The sequence below is a fragment of the Paraburkholderia sp. RL17-383-BIF-A genome (genome assembly GCF_046028015.1).
Taxonomy (GTDB): domain Bacteria; phylum Pseudomonadota; class Gammaproteobacteria; order Burkholderiales; family Burkholderiaceae; genus Paraburkholderia.
This window is the reverse complement of record NZ_JARESR010000026.1, coordinates 79,167-100,656: the sequence shown is the minus strand read 5'-3', so window position 1 is coordinate 100,656 and position 21,490 is coordinate 79,167. Positions and strand designations below refer to the sequence as shown.

The 21,490-nt window shown below is 62.5% G+C and carries 21 protein-coding genes and 4 tRNA genes; 16 read left to right on the top strand and 9 right to left on the bottom strand.

Features of this window, described 5'->3' with window-relative positions; genetic code table 11:
- The first annotated feature begins 48 nt into the window (after positions 1-48).
- The 9 genes from pgsA (at position 49) to P0D71_RS25785 (ending at position 5,571) form a co-directional block, all read left to right on the top strand.
- Entirely contained in the window at positions 49-642 is a 594-nt protein-coding gene (pgsA, locus tag P0D71_RS25825; protein WP_091792578.1) for a CDP-diacylglycerol--glycerol-3-phosphate 3-phosphatidyltransferase, read from the top strand.
- A gap of 228 nt (positions 643-870) precedes the next feature.
- Positions 871-946 (top strand) — tRNA-Gly (locus P0D71_RS25820).
- Between the two features lie 63 nt (positions 947-1,009).
- A tRNA-Gly gene (locus tag P0D71_RS25815) sits at positions 1,010-1,085 on the top strand.
- Positions 1,086-1,190: 105 nt separating this feature from the next.
- A tRNA-Cys gene (locus P0D71_RS25810) sits at positions 1,191-1,264 on the top strand.
- A 504-nt stretch (positions 1,265-1,768) separates the two neighbouring features.
- A complete protein-coding gene (locus P0D71_RS25805; protein WP_408482743.1) occupies positions 1,769-2,503 on the top strand; it encodes a hypothetical protein in 735 nt (244 codons plus the stop codon).
- A 104-nt stretch (positions 2,504-2,607) separates the two neighbouring features.
- Positions 2,608-3,006, top strand: a complete 399-nt coding sequence (locus P0D71_RS25800; RefSeq protein WP_408482741.1) for a hypothetical protein — start codon at positions 2,608-2,610, stop codon at positions 3,004-3,006.
- A 48-nt stretch (positions 3,007-3,054) separates the two neighbouring features.
- On the top strand, positions 3,055-3,813 hold the full coding sequence (locus tag P0D71_RS25795; protein ID WP_408482739.1) for a TraB/GumN family protein: 759 nt from the start codon (positions 3,055-3,057) through the stop codon (positions 3,811-3,813).
- 189 nt (positions 3,814-4,002) lie between these two features.
- On the top strand, positions 4,003-4,983 hold the full coding sequence (locus P0D71_RS25790; protein ID WP_091792582.1) for a sensor domain-containing diguanylate cyclase: 981 nt from the start codon (positions 4,003-4,005) through the stop codon (positions 4,981-4,983).
- Between the two features lie 93 nt (positions 4,984-5,076).
- Positions 5,077-5,571: a GNAT family N-acetyltransferase gene (locus P0D71_RS25785; protein WP_408300311.1), complete on the top strand. Its 495-nt coding sequence runs from the start codon at positions 5,077-5,079 to the stop codon at positions 5,569-5,571.
- Positions 5,572-5,639: 68 nt separating this feature from the next.
- Here P0D71_RS25785 and P0D71_RS25780 read toward each other — a convergent pair whose 3' ends face one another.
- From P0D71_RS25780 to P0D71_RS25770, 3 genes are read right to left on the bottom strand one after another with little or no spacing between them, the layout of a single operon-like run.
- Complete coding sequence (locus P0D71_RS25780; RefSeq protein WP_408185396.1) at positions 5,640-6,524, bottom strand: cytochrome c oxidase assembly protein; 885 nt, start codon at positions 6,522-6,524, stop codon at positions 5,640-5,642.
- A gap of 9 nt (positions 6,525-6,533) precedes the next feature.
- On the bottom strand, positions 6,534-6,995 hold the full coding sequence (locus P0D71_RS25775; protein WP_091792585.1) for a copper chaperone PCu(A)C: 462 nt from the start codon (positions 6,993-6,995) through the stop codon (positions 6,534-6,536).
- An 18-nt stretch (positions 6,996-7,013) separates the two neighbouring features.
- On the bottom strand, positions 7,014-7,673 hold the full coding sequence (locus P0D71_RS25770) for an SCO family protein (protein WP_408482737.1): 660 nt from the start codon (positions 7,671-7,673) through the stop codon (positions 7,014-7,016).
- 382 nt (positions 7,674-8,055) lie between these two features.
- Between P0D71_RS25770 and otsB the strand changes: the two genes are divergently transcribed.
- Complete coding sequence (gene otsB, locus P0D71_RS25765; protein WP_091792587.1) at positions 8,056-8,805, top strand: trehalose-phosphatase; 750 nt, start codon at positions 8,056-8,058, stop codon at positions 8,803-8,805.
- Positions 8,806-8,860: 55 nt separating this feature from the next.
- Positions 8,861-10,318: an alpha,alpha-trehalose-phosphate synthase (UDP-forming) gene (otsA, locus tag P0D71_RS25760; protein ID WP_408185393.1), complete on the top strand. Its 1,458-nt coding sequence runs from the start codon at positions 8,861-8,863 to the stop codon at positions 10,316-10,318.
- Positions 10,319-10,458: 140 nt separating this feature from the next.
- Here the strand turns inward: otsA and P0D71_RS25755 are convergent, their stop codons facing one another.
- Positions 10,459-12,330, bottom strand: a complete 1,872-nt coding sequence (locus P0D71_RS25755; RefSeq protein WP_408185392.1) for an ABC transporter ATP-binding protein — start codon at positions 12,328-12,330, stop codon at positions 10,459-10,461.
- On the opposite strand from P0D71_RS25755, the gene P0D71_RS25750 reads away from it, so the two are divergent.
- From P0D71_RS25750 to P0D71_RS25735, 4 genes are all read left to right on the top strand, one after another.
- Positions 12,286-12,582 carry a hypothetical protein gene (locus P0D71_RS25750; RefSeq protein ID WP_408482763.1) on the top strand — a complete coding sequence of 99 codons (297 nt, stop codon included), beginning with the start codon at positions 12,286-12,288 and terminating at the stop codon, positions 12,580-12,582. The two genes, P0D71_RS25755 and P0D71_RS25750, sit on opposite strands and share 45 nt — an antisense overlap.
- A gap of 405 nt (positions 12,583-12,987) precedes the next feature.
- Positions 12,988-14,052, top strand: coding sequence for a glycosyltransferase family 4 protein (locus P0D71_RS25745; RefSeq protein ID WP_091792589.1), 1,065 nt, complete (start codon positions 12,988-12,990; stop codon positions 14,050-14,052).
- Positions 14,053-14,302: 250 nt separating this feature from the next.
- On the top strand, positions 14,303-15,157 hold the full coding sequence (locus P0D71_RS25740) for a hypothetical protein (RefSeq protein WP_091800193.1): 855 nt from the start codon (positions 14,303-14,305) through the stop codon (positions 15,155-15,157).
- Between the two features lie 151 nt (positions 15,158-15,308).
- Positions 15,309-15,773, top strand: coding sequence for a DUF2214 family protein (locus P0D71_RS25735; RefSeq protein ID WP_408185390.1), 465 nt, complete (start codon positions 15,309-15,311; stop codon positions 15,771-15,773).
- A gap of 185 nt (positions 15,774-15,958) precedes the next feature.
- Here P0D71_RS25735 and P0D71_RS25730 read toward each other — a convergent pair whose 3' ends face one another.
- The 5 genes from P0D71_RS25730 to P0D71_RS25710 form a co-directional block, all read right to left on the bottom strand.
- Positions 15,959-17,836: an ABC transporter ATP-binding protein gene (locus P0D71_RS25730; protein WP_408482735.1), complete on the bottom strand. Its 1,878-nt coding sequence runs from the start codon at positions 17,834-17,836 to the stop codon at positions 15,959-15,961.
- A 589-nt stretch (positions 17,837-18,425) separates the two neighbouring features.
- A tRNA-Val gene (locus P0D71_RS25725) sits at positions 18,426-18,500 on the bottom strand.
- A gap of 48 nt (positions 18,501-18,548) precedes the next feature.
- Entirely contained in the window at positions 18,549-19,283 is a 735-nt protein-coding gene (dnaQ, locus tag P0D71_RS25720) for a DNA polymerase III subunit epsilon (protein WP_408353677.1), read from the bottom strand.
- An 80-nt stretch (positions 19,284-19,363) separates the two neighbouring features.
- Positions 19,364-19,810 carry a ribonuclease HI gene (gene rnhA / locus P0D71_RS25715; RefSeq protein ID WP_091792593.1) on the bottom strand — a complete coding sequence of 149 codons (447 nt, stop codon included), beginning with the start codon at positions 19,808-19,810 and terminating at the stop codon, positions 19,364-19,366.
- Positions 19,807-20,673, bottom strand: coding sequence for a class I SAM-dependent methyltransferase (locus P0D71_RS25710; protein ID WP_408482732.1), 867 nt, complete (start codon positions 20,671-20,673; stop codon positions 19,807-19,809). Before P0D71_RS25710 ends, rnhA begins: the two co-directional genes overlap by 4 nt.
- A 19-nt stretch (positions 20,674-20,692) precedes the next feature.
- Between P0D71_RS25710 and gloB the strand changes: the two genes are divergently transcribed.
- Entirely contained in the window at positions 20,693-21,484 is a 792-nt protein-coding gene (gloB, locus tag P0D71_RS25705) for a hydroxyacylglutathione hydrolase (protein ID WP_408482730.1), read from the top strand.
- Positions 21,485-21,490: the final 6 nt, after the last annotated feature.

Here is a 21,490-nt window from a genome sequence, read left to right as displayed (position 1 = left end):
TGTGACACGGCACAATTGCATCTCCCTCGTCAGACGCTGCGCCTGCCCATGCCGTTTAATTTCCCGATTTTCCTGACTTGGCTGCGGATCGTCCTGATTCCGCTCGTCGTCGGTGTGTTCTATTTGCCCGACATGATGATGAGCCCCGCGCACCGCAATCTGGCGGCCGCGACGATCTTCATTCTGGCGGCGTTGACCGACTGGTTCGACGGCTTTCTGGCGCGCAAATGGAATCAGACTTCGGCATTCGGCGCGTTTCTCGACCCGGTCGCCGACAAGCTGATGGTGACCGCCGCGTTGCTGGTGCTCGTGCAGCTCGCGCGAATCGATTCGGCCATTGCGCTCGTGATCGTCGGACGCGAGATCGCGATTTCGGCGCTGCGTGAGTGGATGGCGCAGATCGGCGCGTCGAAGAGCGTCGCGGTCAATTCTCTCGGCAAGTTCAAGACCGTTTGTCAGATGGTCGCGATTCCCATGCTGCTGTTTTATGGGCCACTGCCGTTCGGTGGGGGCGTGGTGATCGATACGCGCGTGTGGGGCCTGTGGCTCATCTATCTGGCCGCGTTCCTGACGATCTGGTCGATGCTCTACTACATGAAGCTCGCATGGCCGCAGATTCGCGAGAGGAGCGGTGTGGCCTGATCGCTCGCCGTGGCGGAAGACGTCCGGTGCGTGTCCGAACTTCGCGGCAACATGAGTGAAATCTGTTCAGCAAAAGAGATTCGCAAAAGGGGGTTGACACGTTTCAGTCGTTTCTCCATAATCTCGTTTCTCCGATGCACGCAGTTCGAAACGTCGGTGGCAGTAAGAGAGTAGTTGCAGTAACAAGGCAGCAGTTAGTAAGTAATAAGCAGGCAAAAGCAGCACAATGCGGGAGTAGCTCAGTTGGTAGAGCGCAACCTTGCCAAGGTTGAGGTCGCGAGTTCGAGCCTCGTCTCCCGCTCCAAATTTTTAAAGCAGTGCGTTGTTTGGCGAAGTAAAAAGGCAGCGCGTTGTGAAGCAGTGCAATGCGGGAGTAGCTCAGTTGGTAGAGCGCAACCTTGCCAAGGTTGAGGTCGCGAGTTCGAGCCTCGTCTCCCGCTCCATACATAAGGGGAAGCAGTGCTTCCCTTTTTGTTTGGTGGTCCGGTCCTTCCGGTTGTCCGCCAGACAGAATCTGCGAATCTGTTGCTAGGTTCCAGTCCGCTTGCGGCGCGATAGCAAAGCGGTTATGCAGCGGCCTGCAAAGCCGTTTAGGCCGGTTCGACTCCGGCTCGCGCCTCCAGTAGTTGATGCAAAGAAAAGCCCCGACTTGTCGGGGCTTTTCTTTTTTGTGCGCGCTCCGTCAGCGCGGATGCAGATGCTCACGCTACGCATGTGTAGCGGTCTCACCTCTGGTGCTGCACATATCAGCGTCGGCCCGCGCGATCATCAGCGGGTTCAGCGCGAGTCCATCCTTGCTTGCAGCCAACCTCGAACCGGTCCCGCGAATCTCATGCCTACCGAGTCATAGCCAACGCGACACCGCTCGCCTGAACCTTATGCCGTTTGCCAATCGCTTCTCGCGTACTTTCGTTTTTATTTAATTGGCTTTCATATTTATTTTAGTAGTGGAACTGCGCTCGGTTTGCAGTATTGATTGCTATCGGTAATTGCAGATAATGTACAGTGGCAATGCACATTCGCGCATTTAAAGCATGGCGGCTATCTACCTGAATGGATGGCGATGTTTTTTCATCGTGAATGAATGGGGCAATGCAAACCCGCTACAACTACTACATCTCGACCAATGAAAAAAACGATAACCGCAGCCGTGCTGTTGACCGTCTGTTTGCCGATATTGGCCATTGCTCAGTCGGCGCCGCCTCCGGTCCTCAAGACCGGCGACACCTGGACTTACGTCAATACGTTTGAAAAAGCGCCTTCGGTCTGGCGCCAGACGCACGATGAGGTGACCGTTTTGCGCGCCACGTCGTCGCACATTTACTATGCGTCGAAGCCGTCGGGTTCGACTCAGGCGCCGAACGAATTGATCGCGGGCGCGGACTGGAGTCGCGAGCGCAGCGTGAACGGCACCGAAATGGTGGTCAACCGGCCACTCGCGTTCCCGTTATCGCCGGGTAAAACGTGGAGCATCGACTACGCGGAACTGCATCCAAACAAGATGCACGCCTTGGAGAAGTGGCGCACCCAATATCGGGTCGTGGACACGGAAACGGTCGAAGTGCCGGCGGGCAAATTCCAGGCGATCAAGGTCGAAGCGGAGGGGGACTGGACCGCGCAAATCGAGCCGACGCAGACCGTTACCCAGGCCGTGCAGGTTCAGCAGGGCGATACGGCCATGGTGACGCATGCACAGAAAACCGGCCCGGTTCAGGCAACCGGGCGTACTTATAAAGCAATCTGGTATGTGCCCGAAATTGGCCGGTGGGTAAAATCAGTGGAAGAGTATTACGCCAGCAATGGAGTGCGAAACGAGCGCTATACGAGCGAACTGGAGTCGTTCAAAAGAAGCGCCGAATAATCAGCCGCGTGTGAGTATCAAGCGGAAGGATTTTCCCTGCGAGAAGCCCCGGCAATCCGGGGCTTTATTTTTGTTGACCACTTCGAAATTTACCGGAAATGCGTATGCAGGATATCGTGCGCCGCTCGCTTTATTTACGCGTGATTTATGCGCTTTGCCTGGCCGGCGCCACGTGGACGCATCTTCAGGCGGTGCTGATGCCTGGCCTCTCGTGGGACTACTGCAACGCCGCGCTCTTTACGCGCATCTACTGGACTTCTCTGCTCTTCATCGATCCTGTCACCGCGTTGCTGCTGCTAGTCTCTCCGGTAATAGGGGTGATTCTTTGCATTGCCGTTATCGTCACGGATGTGGCGCACAATTCGTGGTTCGCGCTGCATCACGCGATCCGTATGGATCTGTATTTGTCGCAGATCGTCTTTCTGCTGTTCGTCGCCTTCACCGTGCGTACGGCCTGGCGAGGCGCGGCGAGCCGGTGCGCCGCGCCGCACGTGATCGGTTGAACGGCGCCCCAGCTTCTTTGCATCATTGCTTGTCCACACCGAGGCTGCATGTACCTACAACTCACCGGCACTCAGGTTCGCCTGCTCGGCTCGATGCATCTCTTTCCGGCGACGAGCCGCCGAACGCCGCCATGGATCGCGGAAGCGTATGACTGGGCCGAGGCGCTCGTCTTCGAGTCCGATCCGCCGACGATCCTCCCGTTTCTGAAGGCCGCCGGCCAGGGCGGCGCCGCTTGCCTGCAGCCCTTGCTATCCGCCGACGCATGGCAGCGTCTTCAGGCGGCCTGGCCCGTTGAAGGCCCGCTGGCGCCGCTCGTCGATCTGTGCCCGTGGGCCGCGCTGATCGTTGCGCCGACGCTGTTCCAGCAGGTCGTCGAAGGCGTCGAGCCGCGCATGCTGCGCTCGGCGATCGCGCAGGCCAAACCCTATCGCTATCTCGAGACCGCGCAGGAAGTGGCGGCGGCGCTCGAATCGATTCCGCTCGATGCTGTCGGCGCGGCGCTCGGTCTGCTGATGGCCGATCTCGATGAACCGCAGCGCACGCTCGAACGCATGCATGCCGCGTGGCTGGAGGGCGATCTGGCCGCCGTGCACCGCATCGCCAACGAGTCGCCGATGTTCAATCTGCCAGGCATCCGGCATGCGATTCTCGACGCGCGCAATCGCGCATGGGCGGCGCGCCTGAGGGACTTGCTGTCGCGGCCTGAGCGCACGTTGGTGGTCGTTGGCGCGCTGCATCTATGCGGACCCGACAACCTGATCGACTGTCTTGCGCGGCCCGTAGAGCCGGTCTTTGAAAGCTCGTAGTCAGGCCGCCGTCACACCTTGCCGCGCGAGCGTCTCGGCTCGGCGCGGCCTGCATCGGCGCGAATGCGGATGCAGCGGGCACGCAATCCGAGGGAACTCTCGCGCTCTGGTCTTGCCCCAAGTGACGTATGTCGCTATACACTAACCGCCTGCCACTTCGGCCACACCGGTCGCCTTGGGGACTACTACATGCATGTGCCACCGACGCCCATTGACGAAAGCGCCCGTCTCGACACCCTGCGTGCGCTGCATATTCTCGATACATTGCCGGAAGAGCGCTTCGATCGCCTGACCCGGCTCGCCAAGCGACTCTTCGGTGTGCCTATCGCCCTCGTGAGTCTTGTCGACGCGGATCGTCAGTGGTTCAAGTCGTGCGTCGGCCTGAACGTGAGCGAGACCTCGCGTGACGTGTCGTTCTGCGCGCACGCCATCGTTGGCGACGAGATCCTGATGGTGCCCGACACGTTCGCGGACGAGCGGTTTCACGACAATCCGCTCGTCACGGACAGCCCGAATATCCGTTTCTACGCCGGCTGCCCGCTGACAGTGCCCAACGGCAGCAAGCTCGGCACGCTCTGTCTGATCGACACCAAGCCGCGCGGCCTCGACGAAGAAGAGCGCGAATTGCTGCGTGATCTGGCGCGCATGGCCGAGCAGGAACTGGCGGCGGTGCAATTGGCCACGCTCGACGATCTGACGCTTCTGTCGAACCGGCGCGGGTTCGAGTCACTCGCGCAACATGCGCTCAACGTCTGCAAGCGAATGCAAAAGCCGGCGTCGCTGCTGTTCTTCGATCTGAACGATTTCAAGCAGATCAACGACACGCTCGGCCACGCCGAAGGCGATCACGCGCTGAAGAACTTCGCCGACGTCCTGCGCACCGCGCTGCGTGAAAGCGATGTGATCGGGCGGCTCGGCGGCGACGAGTTCGTCGTGCTGCTCACCGATTCGGACCGCGGCGCCACGCAGGAAGTGACGCACCGACTTGCGCAACTGCTGGACGAGCGCAACGCCGAAGCCCAGCGTGGCTACGACATTCGCTATAGCGTCGGGCAGATTCAGTACGATCCCGCCCGGCATCGATCGGTTGCCGATCTGCTGGCGGCGGCCGACGCTGCGATGTACAGCCATAAACAGGCGTCGAAGGCGCGCGCCGCGCATCACAACTGAGCCGGCACGGCGGCGAAGCCGTGACGTGCCATGCGGCATAATCTCGCCTCACCGTTATTCGTGCGGTGCGCCTTTTTTCTATTGAACGTTGTCATGACTGAACTGCAGCAAAGCGCCGCCACGCGGCTCGCGCAACTCGACTGGCGCTGGAAATACTTCGACGAGCTCACGAGTATCGAGGTCTATACGATGCTGGGGGCGCGCAGCGCGGTGTTCGTCGTCGAGCAGAACTGCGTGTATGGCGATATCGACGGGCTCGATGTGGACGCCTGGCATCTGCTGGCCTATGGTCCCGGTGAAAAGCGGCCGCCGCTCGCGGGTTATCTGCGCGTGCTACTGCCTGATGCGGACGACACGGATATCCGCATTGGCCGTGTGCTCACGACAGCGGAATTCCGCGGCATCGGTTTGGGCAATGCGATGCTCGAACGGGCGCTTACGCATATTCGCGCGCAGTGGCCGGGCACGCCGATCCGCTTGCATGCGCAGGCCCATCTGCAAGGCTTTTACGGTGCGTTCGGCTTCGCGCCGGTGTCGGAAGTCCACGAAGAAGACGGCATCCCGCATGTCTGGATGCGTTCGGCCTGAAGCGGCGCACATCCTCCGCGCAAGTTGTACGCGCGCGGAGTTTCCGGCGACCGTTGCAAACTATGGGATCAGTGGCGATTGCCCGCAGGCGTTGCAGCCGCGTTCGCCAAAGCGTGCGTCGCCTTCGCGCGCCGTTCGCCGCGCAAGCGTCCGCGTGCCGACAACCGCATCCAGTGACGCAAGGCCACTAGCGCGCCGATCACGCTCATCATCGAACCCGGAATCCACAGCAGCAACCCGCCGATCTGCTGATCGCGCATTGGGCTCAACCATGTAAACGCACGGCCGCAGATCGAGTAGATCGGATACAACTCGCGTGGCGTGAAGAAGATGAACGCGCCGAGAATGATCTGCGGCGGAATCGCGGCGATCACCACCAGCACGCGCTTGCCGGGCGACAAACGCGCCGGCGGCGCGGGGCGCGGATCGAGCACGAGCCACCAGAACAGCAGGCCGTCGATCACCATGCTCCAGTTCATCACGCGATACAGCCGCCAGTCGAGCATCGCGACGAAATGAATCGGCGACATCAGCCAGAAGTAAATCAACCCGACGAACAGCGTCACTGCAACGACCGGATGCATCACCACGTCGAGCAGCTTGCGCACGACCGGCGTCTCGAGCGCGGGCCGCACGAAGCGTTGCCGCCAACTGAACGGAATACCCGCGCGCAACGCGGCACCCGGATACGACAGTGCAATGAAGAACGGCCCGAGATGATGCAGCACCAGGTGCTGCGCGCGATGCATGAAAAACTCATGCTCGAAGAAATAGTCGAGCCGCGTATGCAACGCGACATACAGCGCCACCAGCCCGAACCAGAAGGAGATACGCCGCGCGACCGACATCTTCGCCTTGCGCGCGCCGCGCACGAAGAGGATCGCCGGCACCAGCAAGGCGATCACGACGGTCGGCGAAAACTCCCAGGGATCGAGCCAGTAGAGCAGATTCATCGCGGCAGGTTACTTCGTCTGCGCCGGTGACTTGACGGCGAACGGCGTGTCGAGCGTTTCGCCGTCGGAGAACTTGAGCGTGAGGTGCACGGTGTCGCCCGGCGCGATCTTGTGCTTCGCATCTTCGAGCATCACGTGGTAGCCGCCGGGCGCGATGGCGACCTGGCCGTGCGCGGGCACGGTCAGCTTGTCGACCATCACCATCTTCTGCGACGAACCGTTCGACACCGTCTGATGCAGCATTGCGTCGCCGTAGTCGTTGCTGGAGATGTCGACGAGATCGACCGGTTTGTCGCTCGCGTTGACGAGCGTCACATAGCCGGCGGCGGGCAGGTTATTGGGCAGCCAGCGGACCCACGCGTTTTTCGCGCTGACCGCGTTGGCGCCCGCGGCTTGCGCGGTCGTGGCAACACCGAACGAGAGGGCGAGGGCGCAACTCAGTGCAGCGAACGTTTTGATCTTGATCGACATGAATGGACTCGGGAAAGGTCAGGAACGGTCTTCAATGATACGGCGCAGGTCTTCTGCGATCGCATCGGGCGTGTCGCGGTCGGTGGCCAGCAGGCGCGCGTGCCCCTGGCTGTCGAACACGTAGACGGCGGAACTATGGGTGACCTCGTAGTTGCCGCTGGGATCGCGCTTTTCCATCTGATAGGCAACGCGGTAACGCTTGGCGAGCGACTCGATCTGCCAGTCGGTGCCGGTCAGCCCTTCGGCGTGTTGCGAGTCGAAAGCGCCGACGTAGTCGTGCAAGGCTTGCGCCGTGTCGCGCGCGGGATCGACGGTGATGAACAGAATGCGCACCTTCTGCGCGTCGGGGCCGAGTTTGCCGAGCACCTGCATCAACCGGCCCATCGTTTCAGGACAGACGTCCGGGCAATGCGTGTAGCCGAAATAGACCAGCGAGGTGCGGCCCTTGAACGATTCGCCGTTGACGGCGCGGCCATCGTCGCCGGTCAGGTTGAAGTCGAGATCCGGCAGGTGGCCGGTCACATTGGTCAACTGCCACGTGTCCTGGCGATGCGTGCAGCCGGCAAGCGCCGCGAGCGCGCCCAACGCGAGCGTCAGCGCCAACAGGCGCGCGCGGCGCAGCCCGTGTGAAGACGCCAGGTGCGTTTGCGAATGCCGGAATGAGAAGATCGGGAACAAAGCAGGGTTCAGTTACTCGATTGAATGGCGGCGCCAGTGCGCGCGCGAGCGGCGCTGCGCGATTGGGGCGTTTCGCGCGGGCCGTCATAGTGTGCAAAACTGGTCGTAACGGCAATATCTGCGTGGCAGCGACTGTAGCGCAAAATCGCTGATGGCGTCGCGCAGCGCCGACGGGCGCACGTTTTGCGAGGCAATTTGACGCAGGCGGCTGAAAGCTGCATGAAGCCGGATTGTTTTCTTTTTGAACGCAATCGCCGACGGTGTTCGCTCGCGGCGTTCGGCCGGGCTTGTGTCCAGCCTTACTTTCTCGAAAAATTGGTGGATGCGCGGTAAGATGCGCTCACTTTTCCGGCCGCACAAGGCTGAAAGGCAAAACTAACCGATGCAAGCACTTCCGGCTGTTCTGTCTCCAGGCGAGACTGCATTTTTCTTCGATTTCGACGGTACGCTCGTCGAACTCGCTTCCACGCCGGACGGCGTGCTGGTGGAACCCCGCGTGGTCGATCTGTTGAGCGAGCTGCGCAGCCTGACCAACGGTGCGGTCGCGGTCGTGTCGGGCCGCGGTATCGACAGTATCGACGGTTTTCTCGGCATGCCCGATTTGCCGATTGCCGGTCTGCACGGCGCCGAACGGCGCGACGCGAACGGCGACACGCAGCGTATCGGCTTTCATGACGAGCGGCTCCTGCGCATGGAGCAGGTGCTCGCGCAGGTGGTCAACGAAAATCCCGGCATGCTGCTCGAAATCAAGGGCGCGGCCGTGGCGCTGCATTACCGCAATGCGCCGGATCGCGAGCCGGTGGCGCGCGAGGCAACCGGGCGGCTGGTGGCCGATTACGCCGGCTCCTACGTGCTGCAGCCGGGCAAGATGGTCTATGAAATCAAACCCAAAGATGTCGACAAGGGCCGCGCGTTGCGCGCGTTCCTCGACGAGCCGCCTTTCGTCGGCCGCCAGCCGGTCTTTGCCGGCGACGATCTGACCGACGAGAAAGGCTTTGCCGTCGTCAACGAGCGCGGCGGGGTGTCGATCAAGGTCGGTCCGGGCGAGACGCTGGCGCAAACGCGTATCGACTCCGTCCCGGCGCTGCTCGACTGGCTGGCGTCGGTCGTCACGGCGGCGCGCTCGGTCTGATGGCCATGCCGCATCGCTCAAAGAAAACAACGTACTGCATCGGGAAACGCGCTTCATGAGTCGACTGATCATCGTATCGAACCGGGTCGCGCCGATCTCGGAGGGCGGCCCGGCGGCGGGCGGTCTGGCGGTCGGCGTGTACGACGCGCTGAAGGAAACCGGCGGCATGTGGTTCGGCTGGAGCGGCGACGTGCTCGGCTCGGGCCAGCCGCAGATCAAGGTCGAGGAGCGCGGCCCGGTGACGTTCGCGACCATCGCGCTGATGCGCCGCGATTACGACCAGTACTACCGCGGTTTCTCGAACGCCACGCTGTGGCCGGCGTTCCACTATCGCGCCGACCTGTTGCAATACGACCGGCACGACTTCGAGGGCTACTGCCGCGTCAATGCGTGGCTCGCGCAACAACTCGTGCCGCTGCTGCGCGAAGACGACGTGATCTGGGTTCACGACTATCACCTGATTCCGTTTGCGCAGGCTTTGCGTGCGGCGGGCGTAAAGAATCGCATCGGTTTTTTCCTGCACATTCCGTTTCCAGCTTCGCAGGTACTGCTGGCGGTGCCGCCGCATCGCGAACTCGTCGAAGCACTGTGTTCGTTCGATTTGCTCGGCTTCCAGACGGCGCCGGATTTGCGTGCGTTCTGCGACTACATCGTCAACGAGGCGAACGGCACCGTCGACGCATCGGCGAAAGGCCCGCTGACGATCCACGCATTCGGTCGCACGCTGCGCGCGGCCGCCTATCCGATCGGTGTCTATCCGGACGAGATCGCCGAACTCGCGAAAGCGGGCGAGCGCGGCAAACCGGTGCGCACGATGAAGGCGACGCTGCATTCGCGCAAGCTGATCATGAGCGTGGACCGGCTCGATTATTCGAAAGGACTGGTCGAGCGTTTTCGCGCCTTCGAGCGTCTGCTCGAACATGCGACCGCGCAACGCAACAAGGTGTCGTTCCTGCAAATCGCTCCGCCGACGCGCGCCGACATGCATGCGTATCAGGACATCCGCTTGCAGCTTGAAGGGGAGTCGGGGCGTATCAATGGGCGTTTCGCCGAACTCGACTGGACGCCGATTCTCTACATCCATAAGCAATACGAACGCTCGGTGCTGGCCGCACTTTTTCGCACCGCGCACGTCGGCTATGTCACGCCGTTGCGCGATGGCATGAACCTGGTCGCCAAGGAGTACGTATCGGCGCAGGACCCGGAGAATCCCGGCGTGCTCGTGCTGTCGCGTTTTGCCGGCGCCGCGCAGGAACTGGACGGCGCGCTGATCGTCAATCCGGTCGACATCGACGGCATGGCCGAGGCGCTCGCGAGGGCGCTGGAGATGCCGCTCGCGGAGCGTCAGGCACGTCATCGGGACATGATGGTGCAGTTGCGCGAGAACAATGTGTCCGTGTGGCGCGATAATTTCATGCGCGATCTGCAGGGCGTTGCTGGTGCAAAGAGCACCCGAAGCGGGAAGTCGCGCGCAGTGCCGGGGAAAAAGGCACGCGATACTCGGGCCGGGTAGGCGCGTTCGGAGCCGCCGGCAACCGGCGGTGTGAAAAGCAGAAAAGCCGCTCTTCGAGCGGCTTTTCTTTTGGCGCTGGGGCGTTGGCGCTGGGCGCGCTGTCGTTGCGACAGCGGCTCGAAGCATACCCGCGCCCGGGTTCAGACCACGTGTTGTTCGTCGACCTTCTTGCCGCCGATATGCAGCGTCGTGCCTTTGCCATACTGCTTGGTGAGCAGATCGCGGTACAGGCCCGGGCGCTGGCGCAACTCGTCCGGGCTGCCGTCGTCGATGACTTTGCCGGCGCTCATCACGATGATCCGGTCGAAGTTGTTCAGCGTGGACAGACGGTGCGCAATCGCAACCACGGTACGGCCGACCATCAACCGGTCGAGCGCCTTCTGAATGGCTTCTTCCGAGGCGCTGTCGAGCGCCGAGGTCGCTTCGTCGAGCAGCAGGATCGGCGCGTTCTTGAGGATTGCGCGCGCGATCGCGATCCGCTGACGCTGTCCGCCGGACAACTTCACGCCCCGATCGCCGACGATCGTGTCGTAGCCTTCCGGCATGGCCTCGATGAAGTCCGCGCAGCGCGCCTCGCGAGCGGCCGTGAGCACTTCTTCGCGGGTTGCCTCCGGACGCCCATAGGCGATGTTTTCGTACACCGTGCGATGGAACAGCGAGATGTCCTGCGGCACCAGCGCGATCGCGTGGCGCAGGCTGTCCTGCGTGACCGTGGCGATATCCTGGCCGTCCACCTTGATCGCGCCGCCCTGGGTTTCATAGAAACGCTGCAGCAGTGCCAGCACCGTGGATTTGCCCGCGCCCGACTTGCCGATCAGGCCGACGCGCTGCCCGGGTTGGATATGCAGGTCGAAATGGTCGAGAATCGGGCGGCGGCGCGGATAGGCGAACGTGACACTTTCGAAATCGATGCGCCCGCCTTGCGGCACCAGTTCGGTCGCATCGTCGCGGTCCGGCATGCCGTGCGGCTCGAGCAGCGTCCGGACGGCCTCCGCGAGGCGCGCCACGTGTTGCGTGACATCCACGAGCGCCACGGCCAGGTCGCGCGTGCCGTGCAGGATCGTGAAGCCGAGCGAGCTGACGAGCACGATGTCGCCGGAGGTCGCCCGGCCTTGATCCCACAGGTGCAACGCCCAGCCCAGCAAGCCCGCCGACAGCAGCGCGGTGATCACGGCATGCAGCAGGCGCAGCTTTTCCAGATACAGCAGGCTTTGCTGGCGTGCGTCCATCTCGGCCTTGACCGTTGCGCCGAAACGCTGCTGCTCGCGAAAGGTCATGCCGAAAGCGCGCACGAGGCCCATGTTGCTGATCACGTCGACCAGCTCGCCGTCCACCGAAGCCGCCTTGGTGGCGAAATGGTGATGGCGCGCCGACCCGCGGCCGGCGAGCTTGTACAGCACGACCGACAGAATCGCCGAGCACAGCATGAGGCCGCCGGCCATCAGCGGATTCACGGCGGTGATCATGACGATGGCGCCGAGCACCGCGATGCACGGCGGCAGCACGTTCCAGGCGGTGGTGTTCTCCGCCGTGTAGACCGCATTCGAGGTGGCCGTGATCCGGCTTGCGAGCATGCCCGGCTGTTTCTCGGAGTAATAGGTCGGCGAATGGCCGCTCAAATACTGGAACAGGTCGCGCCGCAGATCGCCGGTCACTGCGACGAACGTATGCGCGGCGACCCAGCCGCCGACACGCCACAACAGGTTGTCGGCGGCGATCAGGCCGACGAGGATGGCGAATGCGCCCCACAGCGGACCGGGATGATGCCGGCCTTCGCCGAGCACGTCGATCAGATGCTTGATCGCATACTGAGAAGCGAGCGCGCAGCCGACGGCCGCGAACACGCTGCACAGCACGATCGCATGCGCGAGCGGATGGCGGCGAATGAAGCGGAAAAGAAACGCGAGCGGCCGGTGCGCATAGCTCGCGAGCTTTGCGTCCTGGGCATTACGCTGGGCGACGGTTAAATGTTCCAATTGATCGTGAAGGTCGATGGGTTCGGGGTTGTGCATGCAAAGCGCGGGCCACGTCAGAAACGGTTCGCCGCGAAGCCGATGCTTCGCATTGTAAACATGCAAAAGCGATTGCGCCCTGTGTTATCGGGCCTTGGCGCGATTGATCTCGCGATGGACGTTCGAAACCTGCCGCGACACGACCCGCCGGCGGGTCAGGTTGCCGCAGGCCGCGGAACCAATTCAGGATATAATTACAAATTGCATTCAACTGCGGCGCGGCATTTCTTCAATGTTTGCCGGCAAAGTTGACTCGGGACCTTACCGCGCCGTTCTGGCGTTGCTGCGCTGCAAACCAGTTGACACTGTAGAACTGTCTTAGAAAACAAGGGTTTGCAAAGTGTTTCGCCTTTGTAACAACGTAAAGACTTTGAAATGTTGTGGTGCAGCGAGAATCCCGGCATTGATAATGCATGCTCTGTAGGCCCACCGAAATTTCTGACAGTTTGTCAACGTAGGTGTCTTGCGTGCGTTTACCGGCACATGCACAGACGCTGACAACCAGTCTGGGCTCACTACCCAAGCGATCCATCGCAGGATTTCTCGAAAGAATCAGGCCCGCGCCGGCATATCCGGCCAGACTGCCCTGGCGAGCAAGCGAGTCGCTTTTACCAAACGCAGTACCTTTGCCTGATTTTTTACGAGGAGTTCTTCATTATGCGAATCGCTCAAATCGCTCCGTTGCACGAGGCGGTTCCTCCCAAGCTGTATGGTGGTACGGAACGTGTGGTGTCCTACCTGACCGAGGCTTTGGTCGAGCAGGGCCACGACGTCACGCTCTTTGCGAGCGGCGATTCGCAAACCTCCGCGAAACTCGAAGCTTTCTGGCCGCAGGCGCTGCGCCTCGACCCGACCATCCGTGACGTGATGGCGCCGCACATGCTGCTTCTGGAAGAAGTGCGCCGCCGCGCGGACGAATTCGACGTGCTGCATTTCCACATCGACTACTACCCGTTCTCGTTGTTCGCCCGCCAGCCGGTGCCGTTCCTGACCACGCTGCACGGCCGTCTCGACCTGCCGGAACTGCAGCCGATCTTCAATACGTTCAGCGACGTGCCGGTGGTGTCGATTTCGGACAACCAGCGTATTCCGCTGCAACAGGCGAACTGGCTGCAAACCGTTTATCACGGCCTGCCGGAAAACGTGCTCACGCCGATCGACAACGTCGAGCCGGGCTACCTCGCGTTCCTCGGCCGCGTCTCGCCGGAGAAGGGCCTCGACCGCGCGATCCGCATCGCCGGCCAGGCAGGCATGAAGCTCAAGGTCGCCGCCAAGATCGACAAGGCCGACCGTGCCTATTACGAAGAAGTGATCAAGCCGCTGATGGCGCTCCCGCACGTCGAGTACATCGGCGAAATCGGCGAAGCCGAAAAGCGTGAGTTCCTCGGCAATGCGCACGCACTGGTGTTCCCGATCGACTGGCCGGAGCCCTTCGGTCTGGTCATGATCGAAGCGATGGCGTGCGGTACGCCGGCGATCGCGTTTAACCGCGGTTCGGTGCCGGAAGTGATCGAAAACGGCGTGTCGGGCTTCGTCGTCGAAGACGAAATCAGCGCGGTCGCCGCGGTCAAGCGTCTGCACACGCTGTCGCGCGCCAACGTGCGCAAGGCGTTCGAATCGCGCTTTTCGTCGAAGGTCATGGCGCAGAACTACGTTGCCACCTACGAAGAACTGCTGCGTCAGAAGCACCGCACCGTGCTGCGCGAAGTCAACGCCGGCTAATCGCCGTCGGTTCATGCGCAACAGATGAGTCGATTCGGTTGAGGAGCGCTTTGCGGTGCTCTGCCAGCCTCCAGCAACGCCCCGTGTGCCACCGGCCCACGGGGCGTTGTTGCAAGCGCGCCGCGCTTTTTTCAATGAACCGACGAAAGTGAGCGGTTTCGGCCGTTAAGAATGAGCCGCTCTCCGTAAAATCCCTATAATGGCCGTGCCGCAAATTTGGCTGCGGCGCCGCCGACGACAGGAGGATGCCTTGGCGAGAACGAAAGAGACGCGTGCGAACGCGGCGCCTGGCGCCGGAACGATTTTCGCGTTGCGCGCCATCGGTCTCGTGCTCCTCGCTCGCTGGCTCTTTTCCATGGCGCAGATGGATGCGGGCGCATCGCTGCTGGCCATGGTGTCCTCGCCTTGGGCGTGCATCAACCTCGTCTTCCTGTTCCTTCTGATTTTCCTGCCGGGCGCGCGCGCTGTCGCCGAGCGTCCGTTTCATCCGCTGCCGCAATGGCTGCGGCAAGCGTTGCGTCTGTTTGCTTTTCTCGGCTTCCTCTTTGCAGTCTGGTCGGTCGGTGCGTTCGCGGCGAGCGCCGGCTGGCGCCGCGCCGCCAACGCGGTGGCGGCGTCCAACGGCTGGTTGCTGGCCGCGCCGGCGCTGTATGCGGCCGTGCTGTGGATCTGCCGCCCGCGCGCGCTGTGGCGTACCAATATCGCCGCGCGCCGGTTTGCGATCGGCCGCTATGCCGTTTCGCTCGACCCGGTCACGCGCACGGTCATTGTGTGGGCGGAGCGCCGCAAAGTGGGGCAGTACGACGCGCGCGAATTGTCCGTGCGCTGGGCTGCCGGGCAAGCCGCGCGACCCACGCCGACGCCCACGCCCGCAGTGGCGTTCAGCGCCGCAGGCGAGCCGGGCGGCTCCGGCGCGTCACTCGGGGCGGCCGCTGCGCCGTCGCTTGCGCGTGGCGCGTTCGGTCGCCGTCCGAAAATCGAATTGTTGTGGGATTCGCCGGCTGCGGCGGGTCACAATCGCCAAACCGTGTTCCGTACCGCACTGACGACCGAGCGCGATCGGGTCGCCGCCCGTGCGCTTGACACATCCTTGCAGCAGGTCTGAATCTGCCGGTTTGTGCAGTTGGCCACACCCTGTGGTCGAAGCAGGCGTTGTAAATTGAGCCGTAGTCGATAATGAAGTCATGGCGCCCGGCGCTTCAGCGCGGGCGAGTGAGACATACAACGATCGTATTGCGTCCTTTGCAGGAGTCGCCATGCTGGTTCGCTGGTTGCTTGCCGCCATCCATCTGCTTGCTTATGGCTTCGCACTCGCGTCGATTCTGCGGCGCACGTGGGCGCTGCGCCGCGCCACGGTGCCAGCCGCGCTACGATCCGTTTTCCGGGCGGATACCGGCTGGGGCATCTCGGCGTTGGTGCTGATCGTCACCGGGTTGATGCGCGCTTTCGGTGGGTTTGAAAAGGGCGCCGATTACTATCTCCACGAGCCGCTCTTTCACCTCAAGATGACCTTGGTCGTGGTCATTCTTATCCTCGAAGTGCCGTCGATGCTTGCGCTGATGCGCTGGCGGGCCGCCATCAGAAAAGGCGCCGCGCCCGATCTGCACAAGGCGCGCTCGTACGCACGCTTCAGCGTGATCCAGACGATATTGATGGTGGTTGTGGTGTTGGCGGCCACCGGGATGGCGCGCGGGGTAGGGTTGCCGGCGGGCGTGGTGTAGCCGGGGCTGCCGAAGGGTGGTTGGACGCTTGCGGAGAGCGGCGCTCAGGAGATCGTTGAGTGCATGGGAAAACGATTGGCGGCAAAACGCTGCCTAAAAACTGCCTAAAAGCCGCCCCAACGCCCCCAAAAACCGCCGGCTTACACCGGCGGTTTCCAGCGGACATCCCACACGACTAGCATCATTTACTTCCCGACCAGCAAGCTGGAATCGTCCGTGCGGATCGCACTCGGCCGCGAGGCATGATTCGCGAGTTCCGGCTCGCCCAGCCCCTTGATCAGTTCCAGTGCCTGACGCTCGAACAGCCGCCGGTAGAGGCCGTTTTCGAGTCGGATCAGCGCGTCGTGACTGCCTTCCTCGATCACCTTGCCTTTATCCAGCACCAGCAAGCGGTCCAGCGCGCGCACGGTGGAAAGACGGTGCGCCACCACCAACGTCGTGCGGCCCATCATCAGCCGCTCCATGGCTTGCTGGATCAGCACTTCGCTTTCGCTGTCGAGACTCGACGTCGCCTCGTCCAGAATCAGGATCGGTGCGTCGACGAGAAATGCCCGTGCGATGGCCACGCGCTGACGTTCGCCGCCCGACAGCTTGACGCCGCGTTCACCGACCAGCGTGTCGTAGCCTTGGGGCAGCGCCGCGATGAAGTCGTGCGCGCTCGCGAGCTTCGCGGCGCGTTCGATCTCGGCGCGGCTCGCACCGGGCCGCGCATACGCAATGTTCTCGGCAAGCGAGCGGTGAAACAGCACCGGCTCCTGCTGAACGATCGCGATCTGGCTGCGCAGCGACGCCTGCCGCACCCGGGCGATGTCCTGACCGTCGATCGTGATGCGGCCTTCCGAAATGTCATAGAGCCGCTGGATCAGCTTGATGAACGTAGTTTTCCCCGAGCCCGAATGCCCGACCAGTCCGACGCGCTCGCCCGGCGCGATACGCACGGAGAAGTTGTCGTACAGCGGCTGGCCGCTCGCGCCGTAATGGAAGGTGACGTGCTCGAAACGGATCTCGCCTTTGCCGATCACGATCGGACCTGCGCCGGGCCGGTCCTCGATACCGAGCGGCTGGCTTTCCAGCGACACCAGTTCTTCCATGTCGTTGACCGAGCGTTGCAGGTTGCGGATGTGCATGCCCACGTCGCGCAGATAGCCTTGCAGCATGAAAAACATGGTTAGCGCGAACGTGATGTCGCCGACGCTTGCCTCGCCGCGCGCCCACAACAGCAGCGCCGCGCCGAGAATGGCGGCCTGGATTGCCACCAGCATGCCGCCCTGGATGCCGCCGTTGATCGTGCCGCGCATCCACGTGCGGCGCGTACGATGCCGCCATTTGCCGATCACGCGCGCGAGCAGCGCTTCTTCGCGCTCTTCTGCGCCGAATGCCTTGACTACGCCGTTGCAGCTGACTGCGTCGGCGAGCGCGCCGCCCATGCGCGTATCCCATGCGTTTGCGAGGCGCGCAGCCGGCGCCACGAAGCCGAGCGACATGGCCACGGTCACCGCGATATACAGCACCGAGCCGATGCCGACCACCGCGCCCATCATCGGCCAGCGCCAGCCGAGCAGGGTCGTGGCGCCGACCAGCATGACGAGCGACGGCAACAACGCGATCAGCAGCGTGTCGTTGAGCAGGTCGAGCGCCCACATGCCGCGCGTGATCTTGCGCACCGTGGAGCCGGCGAAGCTGTTCGCGTGCCAGTCGGTCGAGAAGCGTTGCACCCGATGAAACGCGTTCGCGGCGATCTCGCTCATCATCTTGAGCGTGAGCCTGATGATATTGAAGTACACGCCTTGCCGCAGCAGCGTGGCGCCGAGGCCGAGCGCACTCAGCACGCAGAACGCCGTCACTGCCGCGTGCCAGGCCACTGCGTTGCTGGCCGCGCCCGACGCGATGGCGTCGACGAGACGTCCGGCGAACATCGGCGTGAGCACGTCGGCCAACGCGGAGAGCAGCACCAGCCCCGTAATCACGAGAATGCGCCAGGGCTGCTGCGCCCAATGATGGAAGGTAAAGCCGAGGACGTCCTTGAAGGCCTGTCCGCGAAAGTCGAGTTTTTTTCTGGTCATTTGCCACGACCCGGTGACGCATGAGCGCACCGAGGTTCCAGTCAGAAGCGAAAGGACGAGACAGTCAAAACGCGCCGCTATGCACGGGCGATGGAACTGCGGACTGTCTGGGAATTGCGCGGAGCGCCTTTTCAGGCGGAACCGCGTGAGCAGCGAATGAGCAACCTGAGAAACTTAAGGTCGCGACAACGCTCGCGAAACCATGCCAGGGGCGGCGATACGCATTGCAAACATGGGGCGCCTCCCTGTGGTCGAATGAAGTGAAGAAAAAGGACGGGGCGAATGCCCGAGTGCCAACTATATCAGCAGTATTCGGCGCCCGCAAACGTACGAAGATTCGGTGTTGACGGCAAAGCGCGATGCGAGGTCTTGTGACGCTGCTTCGATCTGATCGATGCAAATCGTTTGGAGCGAGGCGAGTGGCTCAACCGCTGCAGAGCACGCCGAGATCTACCTGGCATTCCATACGGTTTTCGGCGTGCAGCAAAAGCTCGCAGCAGCGCACAGCGACCAACGGCCGCAAATGAAAAAGGGCTTACGCATTTCTGCGTAAGCCCTTTAGTCTTCGGTGATCGACACACCAAAATTCTGGTGGGTAGTACTGGGATCGAACCAGTGACCCCTGCCGTGTGAAGGCAGTGCTCTACCGCTGAGCTAACCACCCGAAGAGAGCCGAATTATGTCAGGGATTTTTGCACTCGTCCAGTACTTTTTAAGCGGTTTGCTCATCCGCGGTCGGCGCGGGTTCGAGTCGCCACACGCTCGTGCCCTTGATCGCCTTGTCGAGACCGTCGAGTACCGCCTGGTGCGCGGCCAGTTCGTCGTCGCTGGCGGCGAGCACGACCAGATCCAGCGAGTCGAGCGCGACACGCGGTGCGCGCGCATCGCCGCCGGCATGTGAATCGCCGAGCATGTCGATGACGAGGCTTTCCTGGCCGCGCGTCATCGCCAGATAGACTTCGGCGAGCAGTTCCGAGTCGAGCAGCGCGCCGTGCAGCGTGCGGTGCGCGTTGCTGATGCCGAAGCGATCGCACAGCGCGTCGAGGGAATTGCGCTTGCCAGGGAACATCTGCTTGGCGCGCGCCAGTGTGTCGATGATTTCGCCGCAGTAGGTGTTCACCGGCGGCAAGCCGAGCAGGGCGAACTCGACATCCAGAAAGCCGATATCGAACGGTGCGTTGTGAATGATCAGGTCCGCGCCCTGGATGAAATCGCGGAACTGATCGGCGATCTCGCCGAACTTCGGCTTGTCGCTCAGGAATTCGGTGGTGAGGCCGTGAACGGCCAATGCACCCGGATCGCTGTCGCGTTCAGGGTTAATATAGAAATGCAGGTTGTTGCCGGTGAGCCGGCGGTTCACCAGTTCGACACAGCCGAGTTCGAGAATCCGGTCGCCGGTGCGGGGATTCAGGCCGGTGGTTTCGGTATCGAGGATGAGTTGACGCATGTCGGATTAGCCTGCCTCAGAAAATTGCAGCAAAAAAAGATGGCACGCGCGGCTAGCCGGCACGGCCGTCGCAGCAAGAATCAAATCTGCGCGAGTGATGCGACGCCGCGATTGGCCAGCTGATCGGCGCGCTCGTTTTCCGGGTGGCCATTATGCCCGCGCACCCAACGCCATTCGATTTCGTGTTGCGCGACGAGCGCGTCGAGCCGCTTCCACAGATCGGCGTTCTTCACCGGCTGCTTGGCGGCGGTGATCCAGCCTTTTTTCTTCCAGCCGTGGATCCATTCGCTGATGCCTTTCTGCACGTACTGCGAGTCGGTGTGCACGACCGCCTTGCAGGGGCGTTTGAGCGCTTCGAGCGCGGCGATCACGCCCATCAGTTCCATGCGGTTGTTGGTGGTGTTGGGTTCACCGCCGAACAGTTCTTTTTCCTGGTCGCCGAAGCGCAGCAGCGCGCCCCAGCCGCCGGGGCCGGGATTGCCCTTGCAGGCGCCGTCGGTATAAATATCGATGAGATCGGAAGTCATTGAGTGTGGTTGCGTGTATTCGGTGTGGCGGCGGGCGCGAGGCCTGCGGCGAGGACGGGTTTCTTCACTTTCAACGGGCCGATGAGGCGCATGCCGCGCACGCGCTTGATCGCCTTGATCATGTAGGTGGCGCCGAAGATCGGCCACCAGCGGTCGCCGGCGGCTTCCATGAAACCGTAGCGCGACAGCCATTGTTCGCTGCCAAGCGGCGGACGATAGCAGCCGAAGCGCCCGCGTTCAAGGTCGAAGCCCAGCAGTTTGATCCAGTCTTTCAGGCGCGTGAAGGCAATCAGGTCGACAGCCGCCGGCACGAAAGGCCGGCCGGTCATCTTGCCGACCGACTGCCGCGCGCCCCAGAGCGACAGCGAGTTGAAGCCCAAAATAATCAACTGGCCCTCGGGCATCAGCACGCGCTCGGCTTCGCGCAGAAGACGGTGAGGATCGCTCGTGAATTCCAGCGTGTGCGGCATCACGATCAGATCGACGCTCTGTGCTTCGAACGGCAAGTCCAGCAGGTCGCACCACACGGCACTGCGCCCGACCGGCGCCGGCAGGCCTGCAAGTCCGCCTTGTGCGCCGCCGTTGCTCAAACCGTTGCGCGCGCCGTTGCTGACCCCATGTCCCAGCCCGCGCGGAAAAGCGTAAGGCGCGCTCGCACCGCTCGCGGCGTCGAGCACGAGCCCGCGGCACGGCATGCGGTTTTCGCGCAATGCGTCGAGCTGCGGCAGGCCGAGTTGCAGCGCATGGTAACCGAACACGTCCGACACCACGCGATCGAGCTGGGTCTGTTCCCACTCGAGCACGTAGCGGCCAGGCGGCGAATCGGTCCACGCGGGCCAGTCTATAATCGCTCGATCAGTCATATCAGAGAATGCGTCGCCTATGAATGCGCTCGAGTACGTACCGGTCCCGGCGTTTGATGACAATTACATCTGGGTCGTCTCCGACGGACACAATGCGGTCGTCGTCGATCCGGGTGAGGCCGCCCCCGTGCAAGCTTATCTGGCGAAGCGGGGTTGGCGGCTGAGCGCTATTTTACTCACGCACCATCATCAAGACCACGTCGGTGGGGTGGCCGATCTGCTGAACGGCCAGGACGTGCCCGTCTACGGCCCGGCGGGCGAGGCGATCGAGCATCTCACGCGCCGTCTGAAAAATGGTGATCACGTGTCGATTGCGGCCCCCGCGCTCGAATTGAGCGTGCTCGATGTGCCGGGTCATACGAGCGGGCACATCGCTTATTTTCAGGCGGCCGACCCGCGCGGCACGCCGCACGTTTTTTGCGGCGACACGCTGTTCGCCTGCGGTTGCGGCCGGCTGTTCGAAGGCACGCCGAAGCAGATGCTCGCTTCGCTGGACGCGCTTGCCGCGCTGCCCGGCGCGACCGAGGTTCATTGCGCCCACGAGTACACGCTCTCGAATATCCGCTTCGCGCTCGCCTGCGAACCCGCCAACGTCGAACTGCAAGCCTGGCGGGATAAGGCGAGCGAATTGCGCGCGCGGGGCGTGCCGACACTGCCCACCACGATCGCCCATGAACGCGCGGTGAATCCGTTTTTGCGCGCGGATAATCCGGCAGTCCAGGCGAGCCTGCAACAGCAGTTACACGAAAAAGTGTCCGATCGATTGACGGCCTTTACGTTGATGCGCGAATGGAAAAACCGCTTCCGTTGACCCGTT

Excerpts from the sequence above, each read along its gene's own strand:
- dnaQ (WP_408353677.1), bottom strand. The coding sequence starts at position 19,283 with ATGCGTCAACTCATCCTCGATACCGAAACCACCGGCCTGAATCCCCGC.
- P0D71_RS25800 (WP_408482741.1), top strand. The coding sequence starts at position 2,608 with ATGCAGGATATCGTGCGCCGCTCGCTTTATTTACGCGTGATTTATGCG.
- P0D71_RS25730 (WP_408482735.1), bottom strand. The coding sequence starts at position 17,836 with ATGACCAGAAAAAAACTCGACTTTCGCGGACAGGCCTTCAAGGACGTC.
- P0D71_RS25735 (WP_408185390.1), top strand. The coding sequence starts at position 15,309 with ATGCTGGTTCGCTGGTTGCTTGCCGCCATCCATCTGCTTGCTTATGGC.
- P0D71_RS25755 (WP_408185392.1), bottom strand. The coding sequence starts at position 12,330 with ATGCACAACCCCGAACCCATCGACCTTCACGATCAATTGGAACATTTA.
- P0D71_RS25750 (WP_408482763.1), top strand. The coding sequence starts at position 12,286 with ATGTTCCAATTGATCGTGAAGGTCGATGGGTTCGGGGTTGTGCATGCA.
- P0D71_RS25745 (WP_091792589.1), top strand. The coding sequence starts at position 12,988 with ATGCGAATCGCTCAAATCGCTCCGTTGCACGAGGCGGTTCCTCCCAAG.
- P0D71_RS25710 (WP_408482732.1), bottom strand. The coding sequence starts at position 20,673 with ATGACTGATCGAGCGATTATAGACTGGCCCGCGTGGACCGATTCGCCG.
- P0D71_RS25795 (WP_408482739.1), top strand. The coding sequence starts at position 3,055 with ATGTACCTACAACTCACCGGCACTCAGGTTCGCCTGCTCGGCTCGATG.
- rnhA (WP_091792593.1), bottom strand. The coding sequence starts at position 19,810 with ATGACTTCCGATCTCATCGATATTTATACCGACGGCGCCTGCAAGGGC.
- otsB (WP_091792587.1), top strand. The coding sequence starts at position 8,056 with ATGCAAGCACTTCCGGCTGTTCTGTCTCCAGGCGAGACTGCATTTTTC.
- P0D71_RS25785 (WP_408300311.1), top strand. The coding sequence starts at position 5,077 with ATGACTGAACTGCAGCAAAGCGCCGCCACGCGGCTCGCGCAACTCGAC.
- otsA (WP_408185393.1), top strand. The coding sequence starts at position 8,861 with ATGAGTCGACTGATCATCGTATCGAACCGGGTCGCGCCGATCTCGGAG.
- gloB (WP_408482730.1), top strand. The coding sequence starts at position 20,693 with ATGAATGCGCTCGAGTACGTACCGGTCCCGGCGTTTGATGACAATTAC.
- P0D71_RS25780 (WP_408185396.1), bottom strand. The coding sequence starts at position 6,524 with ATGAATCTGCTCTACTGGCTCGATCCCTGGGAGTTTTCGCCGACCGTC.
- P0D71_RS25775 (WP_091792585.1), bottom strand. The coding sequence starts at position 6,995 with ATGTCGATCAAGATCAAAACGTTCGCTGCACTGAGTTGCGCCCTCGCC.
- pgsA (WP_091792578.1), top strand. The coding sequence starts at position 49 with ATGCCGTTTAATTTCCCGATTTTCCTGACTTGGCTGCGGATCGTCCTG.
- P0D71_RS25805 (WP_408482743.1), top strand. The coding sequence starts at position 1,769 with ATGAAAAAAACGATAACCGCAGCCGTGCTGTTGACCGTCTGTTTGCCG.
- P0D71_RS25790 (WP_091792582.1), top strand. The coding sequence starts at position 4,003 with ATGCATGTGCCACCGACGCCCATTGACGAAAGCGCCCGTCTCGACACC.